The organism is Streptomyces sp. NPDC086766 (genome assembly GCF_044746005.1).
Taxonomy (GTDB): Bacteria; Actinomycetota; Actinomycetes; order Streptomycetales; family Streptomycetaceae; genus Streptomyces.
The window spans coordinates 30657-47442 of the sequence record NZ_JBIVBI010000018.1; the positions used below are offsets into that span (position 1 = coordinate 30657).

Here is a 16786-nt window from a genome sequence, read left to right on the forward strand (position 1 = left end):
GCTCCGGCCCCGCCATCCCTCAGCCAGGGACAGCGAATCCTCGCCGCGACAACGGTCACCTGCGCCCTCATCCTCGCGGGCATCGGCTTCACCGGCTCCTATACGGCCCTCCGCGACCTCGCCACCCGAAAAGGCTTCGGAGCCTTCGCCTGCCTCTTCCCCCTCGGCATCGACGCCGGCATCTGCATCACACTCGCCCTGGACCTGCTCCTCACCTGGATCCGCATCCCCTTCCCCCTGCTACGCCCCACGGCCTGGCTGCTGACTGCGGCCACCATCGCCTTCAACGCCGCCGTCGCCTGGCCCGACCCGGTCGGTACCGGCATGCACGCCGTGCTCCCCCTCCTGTTCATCATCTGCGTGGAAGCCTCCCGCCACGCCATCGGCCGCATCGCCGACATCACCGCCGACACGCACATGCAGAGCATTCGCCCCATCCGGTGGCTGCTCTCCCCCCTGCCGACCCTCCTGCTGTGGCGCCGCATGAAACTCTGGGAACTGCGCTCCTACCACCAAGCCATCAAGTGTGAGCAGGAACGCCTCGTCTACCAGGCCCGCTTGCACAACCGCTACGGCCGCGCATGGCGCAGAAGAGCACCAGCCGAATCCCTCACGCCACTCAAACTCGCCCGCTACGGCATACCCCTCAGCCACACCGTGCCAGCGGGCCTAGCAGCAGCGGGCATCAAACCCACCTCGCTGCCACTCGCTCCACGGCACATCACCGATCCAACCGCCGATCCCACTCCTCCCGTCAGGGCGGTCCAAGCTCCGGAAGGCGCCGCAAAGACCACCCTCACCGCCCCCCGCCAGACGCAGGCACCCATCGAAGAACAACCCCGCAGTCATCCAACCCAGCCCGGCACTGGCACTGGCACTGGCAACTCGGCGCACGACCACCAACTCCCGCGCGAGCGGAGCCACGGCCACCCAACACAAGGCGGAGAACGGCCGAACCCGCAGCCCTCCAGAACAGCAGCCATTGGACATCCACAGCCGGCCAACGACATCAGCAGCCCCCCGGGAGCGGCCCCTGCGCACCGCACCCGTCCCACCGAGCAGATGGAAGGCACTCCGCCCCACACACGGCAGAAGCCGCGCCACACAATTGACAGGCCCAGCCACCACTGGCACCCGCCCACACCTCCCACCGACGCGGACCCACCCCCGCACACCTCACATGACCGCCCCCAAACCCGGCCGCCCGACACAGCGCGCACACCCGCAAAGAGGCCACCCCGACCAGCGCGGCAGACAACAGTGGATCGCTACTACCAGGTCTGGCACGACTTCCTCCGCCACCACGGACGAGAACCCACCGCGACCGAACTCTCCACCCACCTCGCCCATCACGGAACCCTCGGCAAAGACGGCCAGCCACTCAAACCCAAGACACTCGCCCGCTACCTGCTCAACTTCCGCATCTACACCATCTGGGCCACACACCGCGCCCACACGACATCCCCCGACTCCCACCGGATCCTCGAAGACCTCGCCGACCACGGCATCACCACCCAATACAACAAGCCCCTCGAAGAAGCCGACCTCAACCGACATCAGTACGATTACGAACGACGCTGGCACGCGCTCACCCACATCCGACACACCCCACGCATCAGCGACGCGCTCCCGCATCGCAGTCACCGGCCAAAAGGTGCGCCCGGAAATGCCGCGACCCCGCCAGCCCAGAAGACGCCGATGCCACGCCCGCCGGGTGCGGGGGAACGCCTGAGCAAAACGGAAACCAACAAGGCAAGCGGCTGACCGTGATGACCGTGGCACCGCAGCAGGGCGGGGGGCGGAGGCTCAGCGGCCTCTACGAAGTCCGGGAGCTCATTTGGTCGTGAAGCTGGATCTCCAACACCAAGCGCCGCCGCGACAAGCTCACCCTCGAACAGCGCACCACGCTCGCCGGTCTGGGCGTCGAATGGGCGTGACACTCCCGCCGACGGGGCGTCGAACAGGCCGAATATTCCAGAGAACAAGCGTCTGCTTCCGCAGTATCGACCGCCACACCGCACACGCTCGCGGCGGCCCCGGCACCCGCCTACACCCGCAGCGACAATGCCCAGCCCACCGTCGACGAATGGGTCGCCTCCCGCATACCTGCCACACCCGCAGAGAAAGCAGCCGCCCAGCGGCTGATCAACGACACAGCCTCCATCCTCAAAGGGAAGAACTACATGGGTGACGACGTCGTCGTCACCTTCAACCCCCGAGCACAGACCATGTTCGTCACCTTCGGCCCCGGAACCTTCCCCGAAGGCCAGGGCTACCAGGACGACCCCAACTGGACCGACATCCTCCGCGGGCTGATGTTCGCCAGCTGCTCCGAAGCACGGCAAAGCTTCCACGACGACACCACCTGGCCCTACGGCCGCGCCGTCGTCGTCTACCGCGAGTCCATGGCCAGCCCGCTCATCGCCGACTTCCGCGACGTCACCCACATCGACAGCTGCCGCGTCTGACCGACCCGTCGCCTCCGGCGACACCTGGCCCCGGCCTGTTCGCCCCTGACCGAGGACTGGGCCCGCTGTCCCCCAGGGCGTGGATGGTGCAGGGGGCCGATGGACATCAGCGCCGCTCAGGTGGGGTTGAGCGGAGTAATACCCGTCCCGGTGTAAAGCTCCGGTTCAGTGGAGAGGACGGTGAGCGGCTCACCGGATTTGGCTGCCTGCCACGCGATGGCGGCCGGATGCACTGCGGGCCACTGAGTACTGGGCCAGGCCATGGCATCCCGCGCGTGATCGGTGGTGAAGGGGACGCTCTCCGCGAAGCGGAGTGCCGCGGCGTGCATGCCGGCGCCCGGAGTCTGGCGCTCGGCGGCCAGGACCGACAGGGAGGGGATCAGGAGCCGCCCGGTGCCACGTGAGGCCTCGATGTACAAGCCGGTGAAGAAGACATCCGCCTCATAGAGGGCGGCCAGAGCTGTGTGGTCCAGGATGGCAGTCAGGTTCATGCAGCCGCGCCGCCCTGATGGGCGCGGATCTTCTCCCAGGCGTCCTTCCCCGCCTGCTGGACGTGCGCGGTGTATTCGACGCCGAGCTCACGGGCAGCCTCGATGGCACGCTGTTCACGCTCAGCGTCCGTAAGCTCCTGGGCGGCCAGGTCTTCCACGAGTTCAGTGATGGTCATGCCGCGCTCGGCTGCGAGGGTCCGCAGCCGGTCACGCACCGCCTCGGTGGTCTTGATGCTCGTCGGCTTGCTCATGCCGTCGATTCTACCGCCGGTAGAATCGGGCGTCTTGGCGAGGGACGGCCCGAGCGAGCGTAGTGCTCCACGGAGCCGGTTGCTCCTGCCGCCCTGTCTGCCCGCGGGTTCTCGCGTAGCCACAGGAAACAGTAGCCATGTACATAATAGCCATGTAATCTATTCGATATGAGCAAGGATTCTCCGGGTCCCACACCCGGTTTCCTGGTGTGGCGGCTCGCCAACAAGTGGCGCGTCGCGGTTGATCGCGCGGTGGCACCGTTGGGCCTCACCCACGCCCAGTACGTGCTGGTCGCGTCACTGCACGGCATGCAGCGCGTGGGCGAGAGACCCAGTCAGCGCCGAATCGCCGACCACACCGGCCTGGAGGCGCTGTACGTCTCGAAGCTGGCGCGCGCCCTGGAGTCCGCCGGCCTGATCGAACGCACCCGCGATCCCCGCGACCCGCGGGCCGTACAGCTCGCCCTCACCGAGCAGGGCCAGGCCGTCGTGCGGCAGGCCATCGTGGTGGTCCAGGAACTGCTTCAGCAGCTGCTGGAGCCGCTCGGCGGGCGGGACGCCCCTAGGACGCGCGCGTTCACCGACGAGCTGACGACCCTGCTCGACACACCTCTCGCTCCATCCGTACCGAACGACGAGAGCACTCAAGGGGCAACACCATGACCACCACCGCACCCGTCGCCGACGCACGTGCCCTCGGCTTGGCCCACTACGCCGCCCGCGGCGTCCTGGAGCACGTCCTGGCCCGGCACGGGAGCACGTTCCAGCAGCAGATTCTCCTGCGCGCCGCCGTCACCACCAAGGCCCCGCAGACGCCGGACGATCTCATCGCCCAGGCCCAGGGCTCCCTCAAGGCCGATCCGGTCGACATCCGCTCCACTCTGGACGAGCTGCTCGCCAAGCAACTGCTCGCTGCGGACGGCGCGCACCTTCGCCCCACCAATGCAGGACGTGAACTACTCGCCGCCGTCGGCGCGGAGACCGCCCCCATCAGCACCCGCATCTGGGGCGGGATACCTGCCGAGGACCTGGCCGCCGCCGGCCGCGTCCTCGCCCTGGTCACCGAGCGCGCCAACGCGGAGCTTGCGAAGCTGGCCGTCTGACCGCAGCGTTGCATGGTTCCCAGCGGCGCTAGTTGACCTGGCGGACAGTCCGGAGTGCTTCAGTTGGCGTGTGCCGCCAACTGAAGCACTCCGTCACAAGCGATCAACGGAACGCTGCTCCATGCACGGAAAAGATCACCACCTTGCGGCTGCCCCGGTGGGCGGCGAGGCTCACGATCTTCGAGGTGATCTCGACCTCGCGGCCGCCATCCCTACGTGCGCGAGGTGCTGCTTCTTTCTCCGCCGCCAGCTGGCTGGACGCTCGTCGTAAAACGCCCGCATACAGCGGAAGGCCCCGCCCGTCCGCCACGGGGGAGACAAGACGAGCGGGGCCGGTCGTTGGGCTCTACCAGTGAAGGCTTTGGGCCTCTGCGGTGACGCGAACGGTAGCGCCCTCCACCGCTGGTGTCCCGGCGGCATGCCAGCGGCCGAGGTGCTCCTCGACCGCATCCCAGAGGGGTTCGGGACCGTCCTGCCGGACGATCCAACGGCCGCCCTCTTCGTACAGCGCGGCCCACGAGCCGGTCTCGACGTCGACCAGGACGTCCTCTTCGTGCTGGCCCTGTTGCAGCTTCAGGTGCTGCGCGGCCGGCACGGCGAACTGCGCGACGAACCGGGTCGTCCAGTCGTCCAGGACGTCGGCACCGATGACGGCCTCGCGCTCCTTGCCCGCGCCGAGGTCGGGAAGCAGCCGAGCGGCGACGGCAGATGAGGGCAGGCGAGCATGAAACTGACGTGCCCGCCCAGCACCGGCCCGGACGCCGCGCCGTCCTCGTGGATCCTCAGGCGGACCAGCTCCGATGCGTTGAGCCAGCCGCCGATGGTGGTCAGGATCTGCCCACCAGGGCGGCTCTGCTCGAGCCAGGCCGCGGGCACCGTGCGTACGGCACAGGTGGCGATGATCCGGTCATACGGTGCGCCTTCGTCAGCGCCGAGAAGGCCGTCTCCCGTCAGCAGGGCGGGGAACGTGCCGAGCCGACCGAGGGCTTCCCGAGCGCGCTGGGGCACTCCTTCGTCGTACTCGATCGAGGTCACGTTCTCGTCGCCCAGGCGCGCGCAGAGGACCGCGGTCGAGTAGCCGGTTCCGGTGCCGATCTCCAGCACGTTCATGTCCGTTTCCACGTGCAGGTCCTCGAGCATGCGCAGCACGAGCGAGGGGAGCGTGCTGGAGCTGGTCGGCTCCCGCATGATCTCGCCGCGGATGTCCGTCGGCTTGATCGTGCCCGCGATCTGCGTCACCAGGGATTCGTCGGCGTAGCAGGCTGCAAGCCAACCCTCCCCGCCCTGCGGGATCGGGGCCCAGGCGGTAGGCGATGAGCCGGGCACCACGCGAAAGAACCCGCTGCGGAGGAACTCGTGCCGGGGCACTGCCGCAGCGGCGTGCTTCCACGGTTCCGTGCGCAGGGAGCCGCTGGCCGTCATGCTGTCGATGAGCTGCCGCAGCAGCTGTTCGTGGTCGCTCACGGCTTCCTTTGCAGTAGATCGGTCAGAGCTGCACACATCGGCAGACCGGTCTCGGTTTCCAGCCAGTACCACTGACCCGAGGGGTTGCTTTCCAGGAACCACCATCGCCCTTCGGCGTCGACGGCAAAGTCGAAAGCGCCGAAGAGGAGCCCAAAGCGGTCCAGGTACTCATGGAGCGCCGGCTCGATCTCCGGTGGCGGCGTTACGGGGGTGTAGCTCAGGCGGCTGTAGTCGGTCCGCCAGTCCAGGAGGTCGGAATCGATCCGGACGCAGAACGTCCGGGGCCCGATGACGGTCACCCGGATGTCCGCCGTCTTCGGCACGAGCTTCTGGAACAGGTGCACAGTGCCGGCGACGCGGTCGTCGATGTCCTCGGCGGCCACCTCGGCGATCTTTACGACGGAGGAGACGTCGTCGACCCGATACACGGGGTTGTGCAGGGGCTTGTAGATCACGGGGCCGTGCCGCTTGATGAAGGCTCTGGCGGCGTCGGGACTCGACGTGATGAGCGTGGGCGGCACCTGGAGGCCTGCCTGCGCTGCGGCGGCGAGCCCGGACGGCTTGAACTCTGCGTCGCCGATGCAGTGCGGATGGTTCACATACAGGCAGCCGGGAAGCGACGCGATCACGCCTCCGAGGCCGTACCGGGGCTGGGTCATGGCGAACCGCGCGTCCTGCTCGTCGAGGTGCGGGAAGACGAAGCCGGTCGGGCGGCGGTAGTAAGCGCACGGACGCCTGCCAGGTCGGCCGTGCGGGACGGGGTGTCCAGGCGCCCCCGGATGCCGTCCTGGGTGATCTCTGCCTCCACCGACAGTGATGCGGGGAAGTCCCCCGAGTCGAACCGCACGACCGGGACGCCCCGGTCGTGCAGCTCGCCGATCACCACGTCGGCGGTGGGGTCGTACAGGCTGGTGACGACCAACACCGGACGCGGATCACTCACTGGTCGTTGTCGCTCCCCGTGTCGCTGTCCTGGGTGCTGCCGTTCCCGTCGGGGCTGGTTCCCGTGGAAGGGCTGGTGCGGTGCTGGTGCCGTGGCCGGGCATCTCCAGCACCTGACCAGAGCCGTCGAGAACACGGCGGTCTGGGTGTCCGGGTTCAGCTCGACCCGGGCGTGGGTGGGGGCCATCGTCGGGTACGGCGCCATGCGGCCGATGCCCCACGGCGTCGGGGTCATTGCTTGCCGGTCCATACGTGCTGGCGGCCTCAGCGGGCGTGGGGGCCGCAGCCCGCTGCCGTTCGTGGGGCACCATGCCGCCGACGCTAGTGGGTGCCACGCCCGGTAGGGCGGCGATCCGGCGGACCGTGTAGACCTCCTGGCGGTCGATCTGGTCGGCATAGTCGGCCAGGGGGGACGCTCTCAGCGCCGCTTCTCCGTTGCCGCTCTGGCCTGCTTCAAGCAGGGCGAACGCTCACGCTGATCTATCGGCCCATGCGGCACGTCGATCACAAACGCGGCGGCAGACCCTGTTTCACCTGGACCGACAACCGCGACCTGCTCATCGCGCGCGGGCCTACGGGTGCTGCCGCTTGCATGGGAGCCCGGCGACAACGGCACCCCGATGCAGCACGTTGCGGAGCATGGCGGGGGTCAGGGTGCGGGTGGACATGTTGCGCTGGCTGGGGTGGTATCCGCCGACCAGGTACACCTGCTGTTCACCGCTTGCGTCGGTGAGGAGGGCCTCGGCGCCGTGCCGGAAGGCCGGGCGAGGGCGCGGCAGCTGCCAGCCGGCGTCGGTCAGCACGGGCAGCAGTGCCTGCCAGGCGAAGCCGCCGAGCACCATGATGGCTCGCAGGGTGGGGCGCAGAAGGTCCAGTTCGCGGGCGAGCCACGGGCGGCAGGCGTCGCGCTCGCCGGTGGTGGGCCGGTTGTCGGGCGGTGCGCAGTGCACAGGTACCGTGATCCGCACCCCGTACAGCTCCAGCCCGTCGCCCCGGTGGGTGGCAACCGGCTGGGAGGCCAGCCCGATGTCGTACAGCGCGGCATACAGCGCGTCGCCGGACGGGTCGCCGGTGAAGATCCGCCCGGTGCGGTTCCCGCCGTGCGCGGCCGGGGCCAGACCGACGATGGCCAGCGCCGCGTCCGGCGGGCCGAACCCGGGCACGGGACGCGCCCAGTACTCCCAGTCCCGAAACGCCCTGCGCCTGACGCGTGCGGCCTCCTCCCTCCAGGCCACCAGGCGCGGACACGCCCGGCAGGTGGCCACCACCGCGTCCAATTCGCTCGCAGAACCCACCCGGGGAGCCGTTCGCGCGGGGAAATCCGGTGACTCGGGCGGAAGACGTCGGACGGGCACACCCTGCTCCTCGTCGATACGCCGTACGGGACGCCGGCACTCCGCACCCGGGCGCCGGTGGGGCTGACCCAGCGGAATCCTGACCGGTTCGCACGAGCCGACCCCGATAAAATAGGCGAGTCGGGACCATCCGCTGCGCAGCAGGGCACGGAGTTGTCCACCCCAATCGACGCCGGGGTGGCCGGCCGATCTGGAAGGGCACCATCATGGCCAAACAGATCACCTATCGCAGAGTTTACGAGGAGACCGCGCCGAAGGACGGCAAGCGCGTGCTGGTCGACCGGGTGTGGCCCCGGGGCATGCGCAAGGAGGACGCGCATCTGGACGAGTGGCTGCGCGATGTCGCCCCTTCCAGCGAACTGCGCAAGTGGTACGGCCACGAGCCCAGCCGCTTCACCGAATTCCGACGGCGCTATCTGGCGGAGCTGCGCGACGCCGGGCACCGCGAAGCGGCCGAACACCTGCGTGACCTCGCGTCGCACGACAGACTCATGCTGCTGACCGCGACCAAGGACGTGGACCACAGCCAGGCCGCCGTTCTCGCCGAGTGGCTGACCAAGAACCGGTGACCGATGCGCCGTCCAGAGATGTGAAGAGGGATGGCAATGCGAACGAACATCATCCGGCACGAGACCATGATGGTCAGCTACGACGTGGTCAACGGCTGGACCGTTGTCGAGGCCGACGGTGATGTGGACGCCCACACCGCCCCCATGATCCGGGAAGGCGTGATCAAACTCCTCGAGGAGGGACACCGCCACTTCGTCCTGGATCTGGGCTTCGTCACCTTCATGGACTCGATGGGTCTGGGTGTGATCGTGGCGATCACCAAACGCATCCGTGAACGCGAAGGCTCACTGCGCATCGCTTCCGTCTCCGGCCGGATACTGAGGATCTTCGACCTGAGCGGCCTGCGCGAGAGCTACGAGATCTACCCCTCGACAGCGGAAGCGACGGGGTCGGCTCCCTCGCCCGGCAGCCTCGCGCACTGGCCCCGTCCCCCCGTCTGAGAACCGCTGCCGCCTGGCCGAGTTCTCGCTCGGCTCTCCGTCCGGCAGCGGCCGTCGCCTTCACCGCCACGCTCACCCGGTGCGCCCGGTGATACGCCGCGATGGACAGGGTCGGACTGGCGGCGCTGCAGTCCTTGATTCAGGGCGCCAGGCGCACCGCGGTGACTTTGTACTCCGGGCACGAGGTGATGGTGTCGGCGTGGTCGGAGGTGAGGGCGTTCACGCCGCTGGCGGGAAAGTGGAAGGCGCAGAAGACCTGGCCCGGTGACGTCTGCGCGGTGATGTGGATGGTGAGGCGGGCCTGGCCGTGGCGGCTTTCCACGGTGACGATCTGAGCATCGCGCAGTTGGTGTCGGGCGGCGTCGTCGGGGTGGATGTCGAGGTGGTCGGTGGGGTCCAGGCGGAGGTTGTCGGTGCGGCGGGTCATGCTGCCGGAGTTGTAGTGGGCCAGGCGGCGGCCGGTGACCAGGATCAGCGGGTAGGTGTCGTCGGGCTGCTCGCCGGGCGGCAGGTAGGGGGCGGCGGCCAGGTGGGCGCGGCCGTCACGGGTGGCGAAGCGGTCGGTGTAGAGCTTGGCCCGGCCAGGGCGGTCCGGGTAGGGACAGGGCCAGCACAACGCGCCCTGGCGATCCAGGCGCTGGTGCGAGAGACCGGCGAAGTGCGGGCTGACGCGGGCGCATTCGTCCAGAGCGCCGGCCGGCGTGGGACAGCCCAGGTCGGCCCCGAGCGCGGCGGCGACGGCGTGGACGATGTCGAAGTCGGATCTGGCCTGACCGGGTGGATCCGCGGCGGGCCGGACGCGCTGGAAGCGGCGGTCGAAGTTGACGAACGTGCCGTCCTTCTCCAGCCACGAAGCGGCGGGCAGAACCACGTCCGCGCGGCTCGCGGTGGCCGACAGGAAGAGGTCCTGGCTGACGACGAGAGGGCAGGCATCCAGAGCCGCAGCCACCTGGCGGGAGTTGGGGTCGGTGGAGCAGATGTCCTCGCCGATCACCCACAGGGCACGCAGCCGCCCCTCGCGGGCGGCGGCGAACATCTGCGGGATGCGCATGCCGGGCCGCTCGGGGACGGGCACGCCCCACACACGCTCGGCGCGGGCGCGGGCGGCCGGGTCGGTGACCTTGTGGTAACCGGGGAGAGAGTCGGGGAGGGCTCCCATGTCGGAGGCGCCCTGGACGTTGTTCTGGCCTCGTAGCGGGTACAGGCCCAGGCCGCGGGCGGTGCCGACGGCGCCGCGCAGGATGGCGAGGTTGGCCAGCGCTCGCACTCCGTCGGTGCCATGCAGGTGCTCGGTGACGCCGAGCCCGTAGACGATCGCGGGACACCGTGCACGCCCGTACAGCCGGGCGGCCTGCACGATCCCGGCCGCGGGCACGCCGGTGACGGCCGCGGCCGCCTCGGGCGGGTACTCCTCGAGCAGGGCGGTCAGTTCGGGCAGTCCTGCGGCTCGCTCGCGCAGGAACGCGTCATCGATCAGCCCCTCGTCGAGCAGGACGTGGGCGATGCCGTGGCACAGGGCGACGTTGGTGCCCGGGCGTGGCCGCAGGTGGACGTCCGCGTGGCCGGCCAGTCCGACTGCGCGCGGGTCGGCGACGATCAGCGTGGCTCCGCGCAGGGCGCGTTGGAGGAGCCGGGCGCCGACGACCGGGTGGGCCTCGAGGGGGTTGGCGCCGACCACGAGGAGGCAGTCGGCCCGGTCGATGTCGTCGAAGGAGTCGGTGCCGCCCGGCAGGCCGAAGGAGGCGGTGAGTCCGGCGGCGGACGGGGAGTGGCACAGCCGTGAGCAGTTGTCGATGTTGTTCGTGCCGATCACCGTGCGCATGAACTTCTGGACGAGGTAGTTCTCCTCGTTGGTGGCGCGCGCCGAGGAGATCGCCGCGACCGCGTCCGGGCCGCCGGCGGCGACCGCGGCCCGCAGCCCGCGCGCGACATGGTCGAGCGCGTCGCTCCAGCTGGCGGGCTCCAGGCGTCCGTTGCGGCGCAGCAGGGGCTGAGTGAGGCGTTCGGGCGAGCGTTGGAAGCCGTGGGCAAAGCGGCCCTTGACACAGGCGTGCCCGCGGTTGACCGGCCCGTCACGGTCCGGCAGGACGGCCGTGACCTGGCCGTCTTCGGTGACCACGTCCAGTGAGCAGCCCACTCCGCAGTAGCCGCAGGTGGTGCGCGTGGTCGTGCTCGTGGCGGGCAGCCGGCGCGAGGCGGCGCCGCCGGGCGGCAGACCCGGCTGGAAGATCGCGCCGGTGGGGCAGGTGTCCACGCATCCGCCGCAGGCCACGCAGTCGGAGTCCGCCCACGCCCCGCCGGTGCCGGGCGCGACGACCGTGTCAGCGCCCCGGCCGGTCAGGGTGAGCGCGAACGTGCCCTGTACCTCGGCGCAGATGCGTACGCAGCGCCCGCAGGCGATGCACAGGTCGGGGTCGAGGTGGACGTACGGGTGGGAGTCGTCCGTGCCGCGCCCGCGCGTGCCCTGAGCCGTGGATGCGCCGATGCCCAGCCTTTGGCAGACGGCGGCCAGTTCGCTGTGCGTCGCCTCGACAGCATGCCGCGGCAGAGCGGAGACCAGCAGTTCCACCGCATCACGCCGCAACGCCTCCAACTCCTCACCGGCCGTCGTGACGGGAGTGTGTTCGCCGGCCGGGGTGACGCAGGCCGCCGCGATGTTCCCGCCTGCTCTCACCAGGCAGGTGCGGCAGGAGCCGACCGCGGACAACCGGTCGTCGTGGCACAGCGTGGGAAGCCACACGCCGGCCGCACGGACCGCGTCCAGTACCGAGGCCCCCTCCCCCACCTCGACGTCGCGCCCGTCGACCGAGACCCGCATCACGCCTCCCAGCTCGCCAGCCGGTCGCCACAGGCGCGGACCAGGCTGCGCACCGCGGGTGGGATGCGGCGGCCGAACGCGCACAGGCTCGCCTCTTCCATCACCCGCATCCACCGCCGGTAGCCAGGATCGGGAGGTCCGCCCGTCGCCGCCAGCCGCAGGCCGCGCCGCGACCCCACCCGGCACGGCGAGCACGCCCCGCAGCTCTCCGCGTCAGCGAACTCCCACAGGTGCCGCAGCACGTCCTCCGGCTCGACGCCGTCGTCGAAGGCGACCAGACCGGCGTGGCCGAGTGCCGCCCCGCGCGTCCTCAGATCCTGCTCGGTCAGCGGCACATCCAGCCCGCCGGCGGGCAGGAATCCGCCCAGCGGGCCGCCGACCTGCAGCACCGCCAGCCGCGCACCATGGCGCAGGCCGCCGCCGAGCTCATGGACGATCCGTTCCAGGCTGGTGCCGAACTCCACCTCGTAGCAGCCGGGCCGGGTGAACCGCTCCGCCAGGCACACCAGTTTCGTTCCCGTCTGCCCCGGTACGCCGCGCCGGGCGTAGGCGGCGCCGCCGTGCCTCACGATCCAGGGCAGGGCGGCCAGTGTCTCGACGTTGTTGACCACGGTCGGCGCACCCCACAGCCCCGCGTCGGTCGGATACGGAGGGCGGGCCCGGGAACACCCCCGCCCGCCCTCCAGTCCCGCGATCAGCGCCGTCTCCTCACCGGCCACATAGGACCCGGCTCCGGCCGCCACCCGTATGTCCAGCGTCACCTCGCTGCCGTGCACCCGCGCCCCCAGATGCCGATCCGTGTAGGCGCGCTCCACCGCAGCCCGCATCCGCGCAAGCGCCCTGGGGTACTCCGACCGCACCAGGACCACCCCCTCGCGGGCTCCACAGGCCAGACAGGCCAGCGCCAGCCCCTCCAGCACCCGGTCCGGGTCCTCCTCCATCAACAGCCGGTCGGCGAACGACCCCGGATCCCCCTCGTCCCCGTTGGCGACGACCACCACCCCTGGGCGGCCCCGGACCGCCGCCCATTTCGCCGCCACCAGGAAGCCCGCCCCACCACGCCCGCACAGCAGGGAGGCTTCCACTTCCGCCTGGATCTCGTCGGCCGTGCGCGCCGCCACGGCCTGCGGCCACGCCTGCCAACCGGGCTCACCCGCCAGCACCCCGCCGAGCAGCACCGGTTCCCCGGTGGCATCCACCACAGGAATGCCGGGATCCTCGCGCTCCTGGCGTCCTGCGATCTGGTCGACGAGCCCGGCACCGGTGCAGGGCAGCTCCCCGTCCAGCGCGGCCGGGCCGGTGTAGCAATAGCCCAGGCAGCGCACGGCCTGCAACGACACGGCCCCATCAGCGCTTACGTCGCCAGCGGGGACACCCAGCTCGCGTTCCACCTCGCTCAGATTCCGTCCGCCACGGGATGCGAAGCACGCCGTCGCCGTACACACCCGCACGTGACGACGGCCGTGCGGCGCCGCCAGGTCGGCGAAGTAGCCGGCGGGCCCCAGACCGGAGGCGTGGGGCAGGTCGAAACGCTCAGCGATCCCCGGTGACCACGCCTGCGGCGGCCCCGCGGTCATCGCGCGCTGCTCGGCCAGCGCATCCAGCAGCCCCTCCCCTACCCGCCCCCGGCGCCCGGCCAGAGCACGGAAAGCATCGAAACGGTCAGCCCTGCTCACCGCCCCATCGTCGCCGCCCCCTCGTCGTGCCGCATCCGGACCGGCCCTCACGACATGAGGAACGCCGCACTCGAACGCGTTGCCGGCGATCAGCCGGGAGACGGACCTGCACCCAGCCGGAGGCGTTCACGGTCCGTAGGTGAATGTGGACCTCACGCGCCGCACGAATACAACCTGCCCTGGGCGCGCGTGGGGCAGGCCACCTGAACTCCCCCCGGCCGAGCCGTCACCATGACGGCTCGGCCAGCAGACAGGGGTCACTTACGGACGATCAAAAGCACGCAGGCCAGGAGGGCGAGGGCAGCACCGTAGATACGGGTGAGCCATTCCGGGTTGGACCGGATCGCAAGACGGGCGCCGAAGTAGGCGGCCGGGGTGGCCGGCGCGGCGTAGGCGAGCACGACCAGCCAGTCGATGTGCCCGAGCGCCCAGTGGGTGACCGTACCCGGTACTGCCAGAGCAGCGGCGACGACCAGCGACGTCGCCAGCGCCCGCTTGATCGGCAAGTGCAATACCACCAGGTAGAGGGGAGCGAGCAGAAAGCCGCCGCTGTTGGCCAGCAGCCCGGAGAAGACCCCCACCACAGCCGCGACCATGACCATCCGCACGCGGAAGGCCCCGGTTTCTTCCGCACGCTCTCTCGGCTCGTGGGGGAACAGGACCAGCCGTACGCCGATGGCCGCGACAACGCCTTCGGTGATCCGTACCAGGAGCGGGCCGCCCAGGTACGGGGTGAGCAGTGCCCCGCCCACTGTGGCAGGAAAGCCGATGGCGACGCTCCACGTCACAACACGCCGGTCGGCGTATCCGCGTTCCCGATAAGCTCCCGAAGCGGCGAGTGCGATCGGAAGGGCGGCCGGGAGGGGCGAGGCCAGGGCCGCGAAGGCCGGTACGCCGGAAGCATGCAGGAGCGGGGTACCCACCGCCGACCCGCCTGCACCGAACAGTCCGGCGAAGAAGCCCACCCCGCAGCCGATCAAGACGATGGCCCACCACGTCACCAGGCAACCTCCTGAACCCCACCCCACGAAGGAGCACCGGCGAGACAAGGGGTGACATTCTTGTATTTTCCCCCGGCCAGACGGGAACGCCCGCTCGTAGCGGGAACGGGTGCCGCCTCGGCGGCGTGCCTGGCCAGCACCGCGAGCGTTCCGGAAGAAGAAGCCCCGGCTGCACCGCAGCGGGGGCTGCGTGCGGGACTTGCCGGCGGACGAGCCCGGCCCGCATGACTGATCACGCCGTGCGGGCACGACGGCCGTCCTCGCCAGTGGTAGCGGGCCGGCGTACACCGCCGCGGTTGCTCCGCACCCTCCCGGGAGCCGTCGGTCCGCGGCGGTTGCCGACCCCGCAGGGATCAGGTGCGGTCGGTCTCGGTGAGGGGCGGCGGGTGGCCTGGTGCGGCCCGGGTTTGCAGGAAACGGTGCTGCGGAGGGACACGGGGCAGGGCGAACAGGCCGAGGACGACGGCGGCCAGGCAGGCCGCGGCGCCGAGGCCGAGCCCGGCACGGGGGCCGAGCTGCTGGGCGACAGCTCCGACGACGGGTCCGCCGACGGGTGTGCTGCCCAGAAAGGTGACCGACCACAGGGCCATGACCCGGCCTCGGAAGACCGGGTCGGCAACCAGTTGGAGGGTTGTGTTCCCGGTCGCCAGGAACACAGTGCTCGCCACACCCACGCACCCCAGTGCCGCCAGTTCGAAGGGCAGCCAGGGGATGACTGCCGCCACGGCGAGAGCGGCGGCGAACCCGGCTGCGGCCCCGACCAGTGGGACGACGCCGGTCTTTCCGTAAGCGGCCACGGCGAGGCCGCCGACCACGGCGCCCACCCCCATGACCGCCGTCATGAACCCGTAGGTGCGTGCATCACCGTCGCCACTAGTACGGGCCAGCAGTGGGATGACCACCTGGAACTCATAGGCCAGCGTGCCGATCAGAGCCATCATGGCCAGCGGCGCCCACAGTCCCGCCATGCCGCGCACGTAGCGCAGCCCCGCGACCAGCTGGCCCGGTTCCCTCATCAGTGCCGGGTGCGGTTGAAGCCGATCGATGCGCATCACGCGCAAGGCCAACAGCACGGCGGCGAAACTGGCGGCGTTGGCCAGGAAGCACACGCCTGTCCCGACGGAGGCGATCAGGATGCCGGCCAGGGCCGGCCCGATCGCCCTCGCCGCGTTGGTCATCACACTGTTGAGGCTGACGGCGTCGCGCAGGAGCTGCGGCCCGACCACCTCGGGTACGAACGTCTGCCGGGTGGGATTGTCCACCGCGTTGACGGTGCCCAGCGCGACCGCGAGGAGTACGACCATCCACAGCCGCACGACGTGGGTGACGGTCAGCAGCCCCAGCAGCAGGGCCAGGACCGCGAGGGCGGCCTGGGTGGCCATCAGCAGACGGCGCTTGTCGGCGCGGTCGGCAAGCAACCCACCGTAGGGGCCCAGGAGCAGCACGGGCAGGAACTGCGCGGCCACCACCAACCCGAGCACCGTGCCCGAGCCGGTCAGCTCGAGCACCAGCCAGGACAGCGCCACGGCCTGCATCCAGGTGCCGACAAGGCTGACGGACTGCCCGGCGAAGTACAGCCGGAAGTTCGCCACCCGTAGCGCGGCGAATACCCCCTCTCCGCCGAGCCGGCTCATTCCGACGTCACGTCGGCGGGGCCGCGGATGACGACGACCGGGCACTCGGCGTGCTGGACGAGGTGCTGGCCGGCCGAGCCCGGCAGCGCCTGGGGGAAGCCGCCGTGCCCGCGGTTGCCCACGGCCAGCAGCTCCGCCCCGCGGCCGGCGTACAGCAGCACGCTCGCCGGGTTCCCGTACACCACCTGGGGCCGGATCTCGACCGGCCGGTGACGGACGCAGGTCTCGTCGATCGCCTGGGTGAGGATCTCCGCCACGTCGTCGGCGCAGTCGGCCCCGGCGGCCACCGGGCCCGCGCCGTACCACGGCGGATCCTGCCAGGCGGTCACCGCCTCGACCACGCCACCCGTCAACGCGGCCTGCCGCACCGCCCACCGCAGGGCGGCCTTGGGCGGGTCGGAGCCGTCGACCCCCACCACGATCCGCCGGGCCGGTTCCGCTTCAGTGTCCACCGCACACCTCCTCATCGGTGCTGCGACCCGCCACGCGACCATCATCGCCGCCTATGACGCGCAGGCCATGGGAAGCCTCTCCCCGCGTACCACCGTCGGGCACCGGCACCGCCGCGCCCCG

Annotated in this window: 15 protein-coding genes and 3 pseudogenes; 6 read left to right on the forward strand and 12 right to left on the reverse strand. The window is 70.5% G+C overall.

The features are described 5' to 3' along the window. Positions 1-36: 36 nt before the first annotated feature. A pseudogene (locus ACIPM1_RS27735) lies at positions 37-714 on the forward strand (DUF2637 domain-containing protein); the annotation flags it as partial. Positions 715-2183: 1469 nt separating this feature from the next. Then, a complete protein-coding gene (locus ACIPM1_RS27740; RefSeq protein WP_402439149.1) occupies positions 2184-2468 on the forward strand; it encodes a hypothetical protein in 285 nt (94 codons plus the stop codon). 116 nt (positions 2469-2584) lie between these two features. On the opposite strand, the gene ACIPM1_RS27745 is transcribed toward ACIPM1_RS27740, so the two are convergent. Further along, positions 2585-2959: a PIN domain-containing protein gene (locus ACIPM1_RS27745; protein WP_402439151.1), complete on the reverse strand. Its 375-nt coding sequence runs from the start codon at positions 2957-2959 to the stop codon at positions 2585-2587. Further along, positions 2956-3210 (reverse strand): hypothetical protein, encoded by a 255-nt coding sequence (locus ACIPM1_RS27750; RefSeq protein ID WP_356194171.1) that lies wholly within the window; start codon positions 3208-3210, stop codon positions 2956-2958. Before ACIPM1_RS27750 ends, ACIPM1_RS27745 begins: the two co-directional genes overlap by 4 nt. A gap of 168 nt (positions 3211-3378) precedes the next feature. Here ACIPM1_RS27750 and ACIPM1_RS27755 point away from each other — a divergent pair, with 168 nt between their 5' ends. Both ACIPM1_RS27755 and ACIPM1_RS27760 read left to right on the forward strand, forming a co-directional pair. Continuing rightward, positions 3379-3873: a MarR family winged helix-turn-helix transcriptional regulator gene (locus ACIPM1_RS27755; protein ID WP_402439153.1), complete on the forward strand. Its 495-nt coding sequence runs from the start codon at positions 3379-3381 to the stop codon at positions 3871-3873. After that, positions 3870-4313, forward strand: a complete 444-nt coding sequence (locus tag ACIPM1_RS27760; RefSeq protein ID WP_402439155.1) for a MarR family transcriptional regulator — start codon at positions 3870-3872, stop codon at positions 4311-4313. The genes ACIPM1_RS27755 and ACIPM1_RS27760 overlap by 4 nt, the downstream gene beginning before the upstream one ends. Before the next feature lie 346 nt (positions 4314-4659). Here ACIPM1_RS27760 and ACIPM1_RS27765 read toward each other — a convergent pair whose 3' ends face one another. The 5 genes and pseudogenes from ACIPM1_RS27765 to ACIPM1_RS27785 all read right to left on the reverse strand — a co-directional run bounded on the left by ACIPM1_RS27765 (position 4660) and on the right by ACIPM1_RS27785 (position 8014). Then, positions 4660-4908 (reverse strand): hypothetical protein, encoded by a 249-nt coding sequence (locus ACIPM1_RS27765; protein ID WP_402439157.1) that lies wholly within the window; start codon positions 4906-4908, stop codon positions 4660-4662. After that, positions 4887-5777, reverse strand: a complete 891-nt coding sequence (locus ACIPM1_RS27770) for an rRNA adenine N-6-methyltransferase family protein (RefSeq protein WP_402439159.1) — start codon at positions 5775-5777, stop codon at positions 4887-4889. Before ACIPM1_RS27770 ends, ACIPM1_RS27765 begins: the two co-directional genes overlap by 22 nt. Beyond that, positions 5774-6720: pseudogene (gene tgmB / locus ACIPM1_RS27775) on the reverse strand (ATP-grasp ribosomal peptide maturase). The gene ACIPM1_RS27770 and the pseudogene tgmB overlap by 4 nt, the downstream one beginning before the upstream one ends. A 168-nt stretch (positions 6721-6888) precedes the next feature. Next, positions 6889-7116 (reverse strand): annotated as a pseudogene (locus ACIPM1_RS27780) (hypothetical protein); the annotation flags it as partial. A gap of 175 nt (positions 7117-7291) precedes the next feature. Continuing rightward, positions 7292-8014: a uracil-DNA glycosylase gene (locus tag ACIPM1_RS27785; protein ID WP_402439161.1), complete on the reverse strand. Its 723-nt coding sequence runs from the start codon at positions 8012-8014 to the stop codon at positions 7292-7294. A 266-nt stretch (positions 8015-8280) separates the two neighbouring features. On the opposite strand from ACIPM1_RS27785, the gene ACIPM1_RS27790 reads away from it, so the two are divergent. Continuing rightward, entirely contained in the window at positions 8281-8643 is a 363-nt protein-coding gene (locus ACIPM1_RS27790) for a DUF488 domain-containing protein (RefSeq protein WP_402439163.1), read from the forward strand. Positions 8644-8679: 36 nt separating this feature from the next. Next, positions 8680-9084, forward strand: a complete 405-nt coding sequence (locus tag ACIPM1_RS27795) for an STAS domain-containing protein (protein ID WP_402439165.1) — start codon at positions 8680-8682, stop codon at positions 9082-9084. 139 nt (positions 9085-9223) lie between these two features. Here ACIPM1_RS27795 and fdhF read toward each other — a convergent pair whose 3' ends face one another. The 5 genes from fdhF to ACIPM1_RS27820 all read right to left on the reverse strand — a co-directional run bounded on the left by fdhF (position 9224) and on the right by ACIPM1_RS27820 (position 16665). Next, on the reverse strand, positions 9224-11902 hold the full coding sequence (gene fdhF / locus ACIPM1_RS27800; RefSeq protein ID WP_402439167.1) for a formate dehydrogenase subunit alpha: 2679 nt from the start codon (positions 11900-11902) through the stop codon (positions 9224-9226). Next, complete coding sequence (locus tag ACIPM1_RS27805; protein ID WP_402439293.1) at positions 11902-13479, reverse strand: NAD(P)H-dependent oxidoreductase subunit E; 1578 nt, start codon at positions 13477-13479, stop codon at positions 11902-11904. Before ACIPM1_RS27805 ends, fdhF begins: the two co-directional genes overlap by 1 nt. A 356-nt stretch (positions 13480-13835) precedes the next feature. Then, positions 13836-14579: a sulfite exporter TauE/SafE family protein gene (locus tag ACIPM1_RS27810; protein WP_402439169.1), complete on the reverse strand. Its 744-nt coding sequence runs from the start codon at positions 14577-14579 to the stop codon at positions 13836-13838. A gap of 353 nt (positions 14580-14932) precedes the next feature. Next, positions 14933-16213, reverse strand: a complete 1281-nt coding sequence (locus tag ACIPM1_RS27815) for an MFS transporter (protein ID WP_402439173.1) — start codon at positions 16211-16213, stop codon at positions 14933-14935. Further along, a complete protein-coding gene (locus ACIPM1_RS27820; protein WP_402439175.1) occupies positions 16210-16665 on the reverse strand; it encodes a universal stress protein in 456 nt (151 codons plus the stop codon). The genes ACIPM1_RS27815 and ACIPM1_RS27820 overlap by 4 nt, the downstream gene beginning before the upstream one ends. Positions 16666-16786 lie beyond the last annotated feature (121 nt).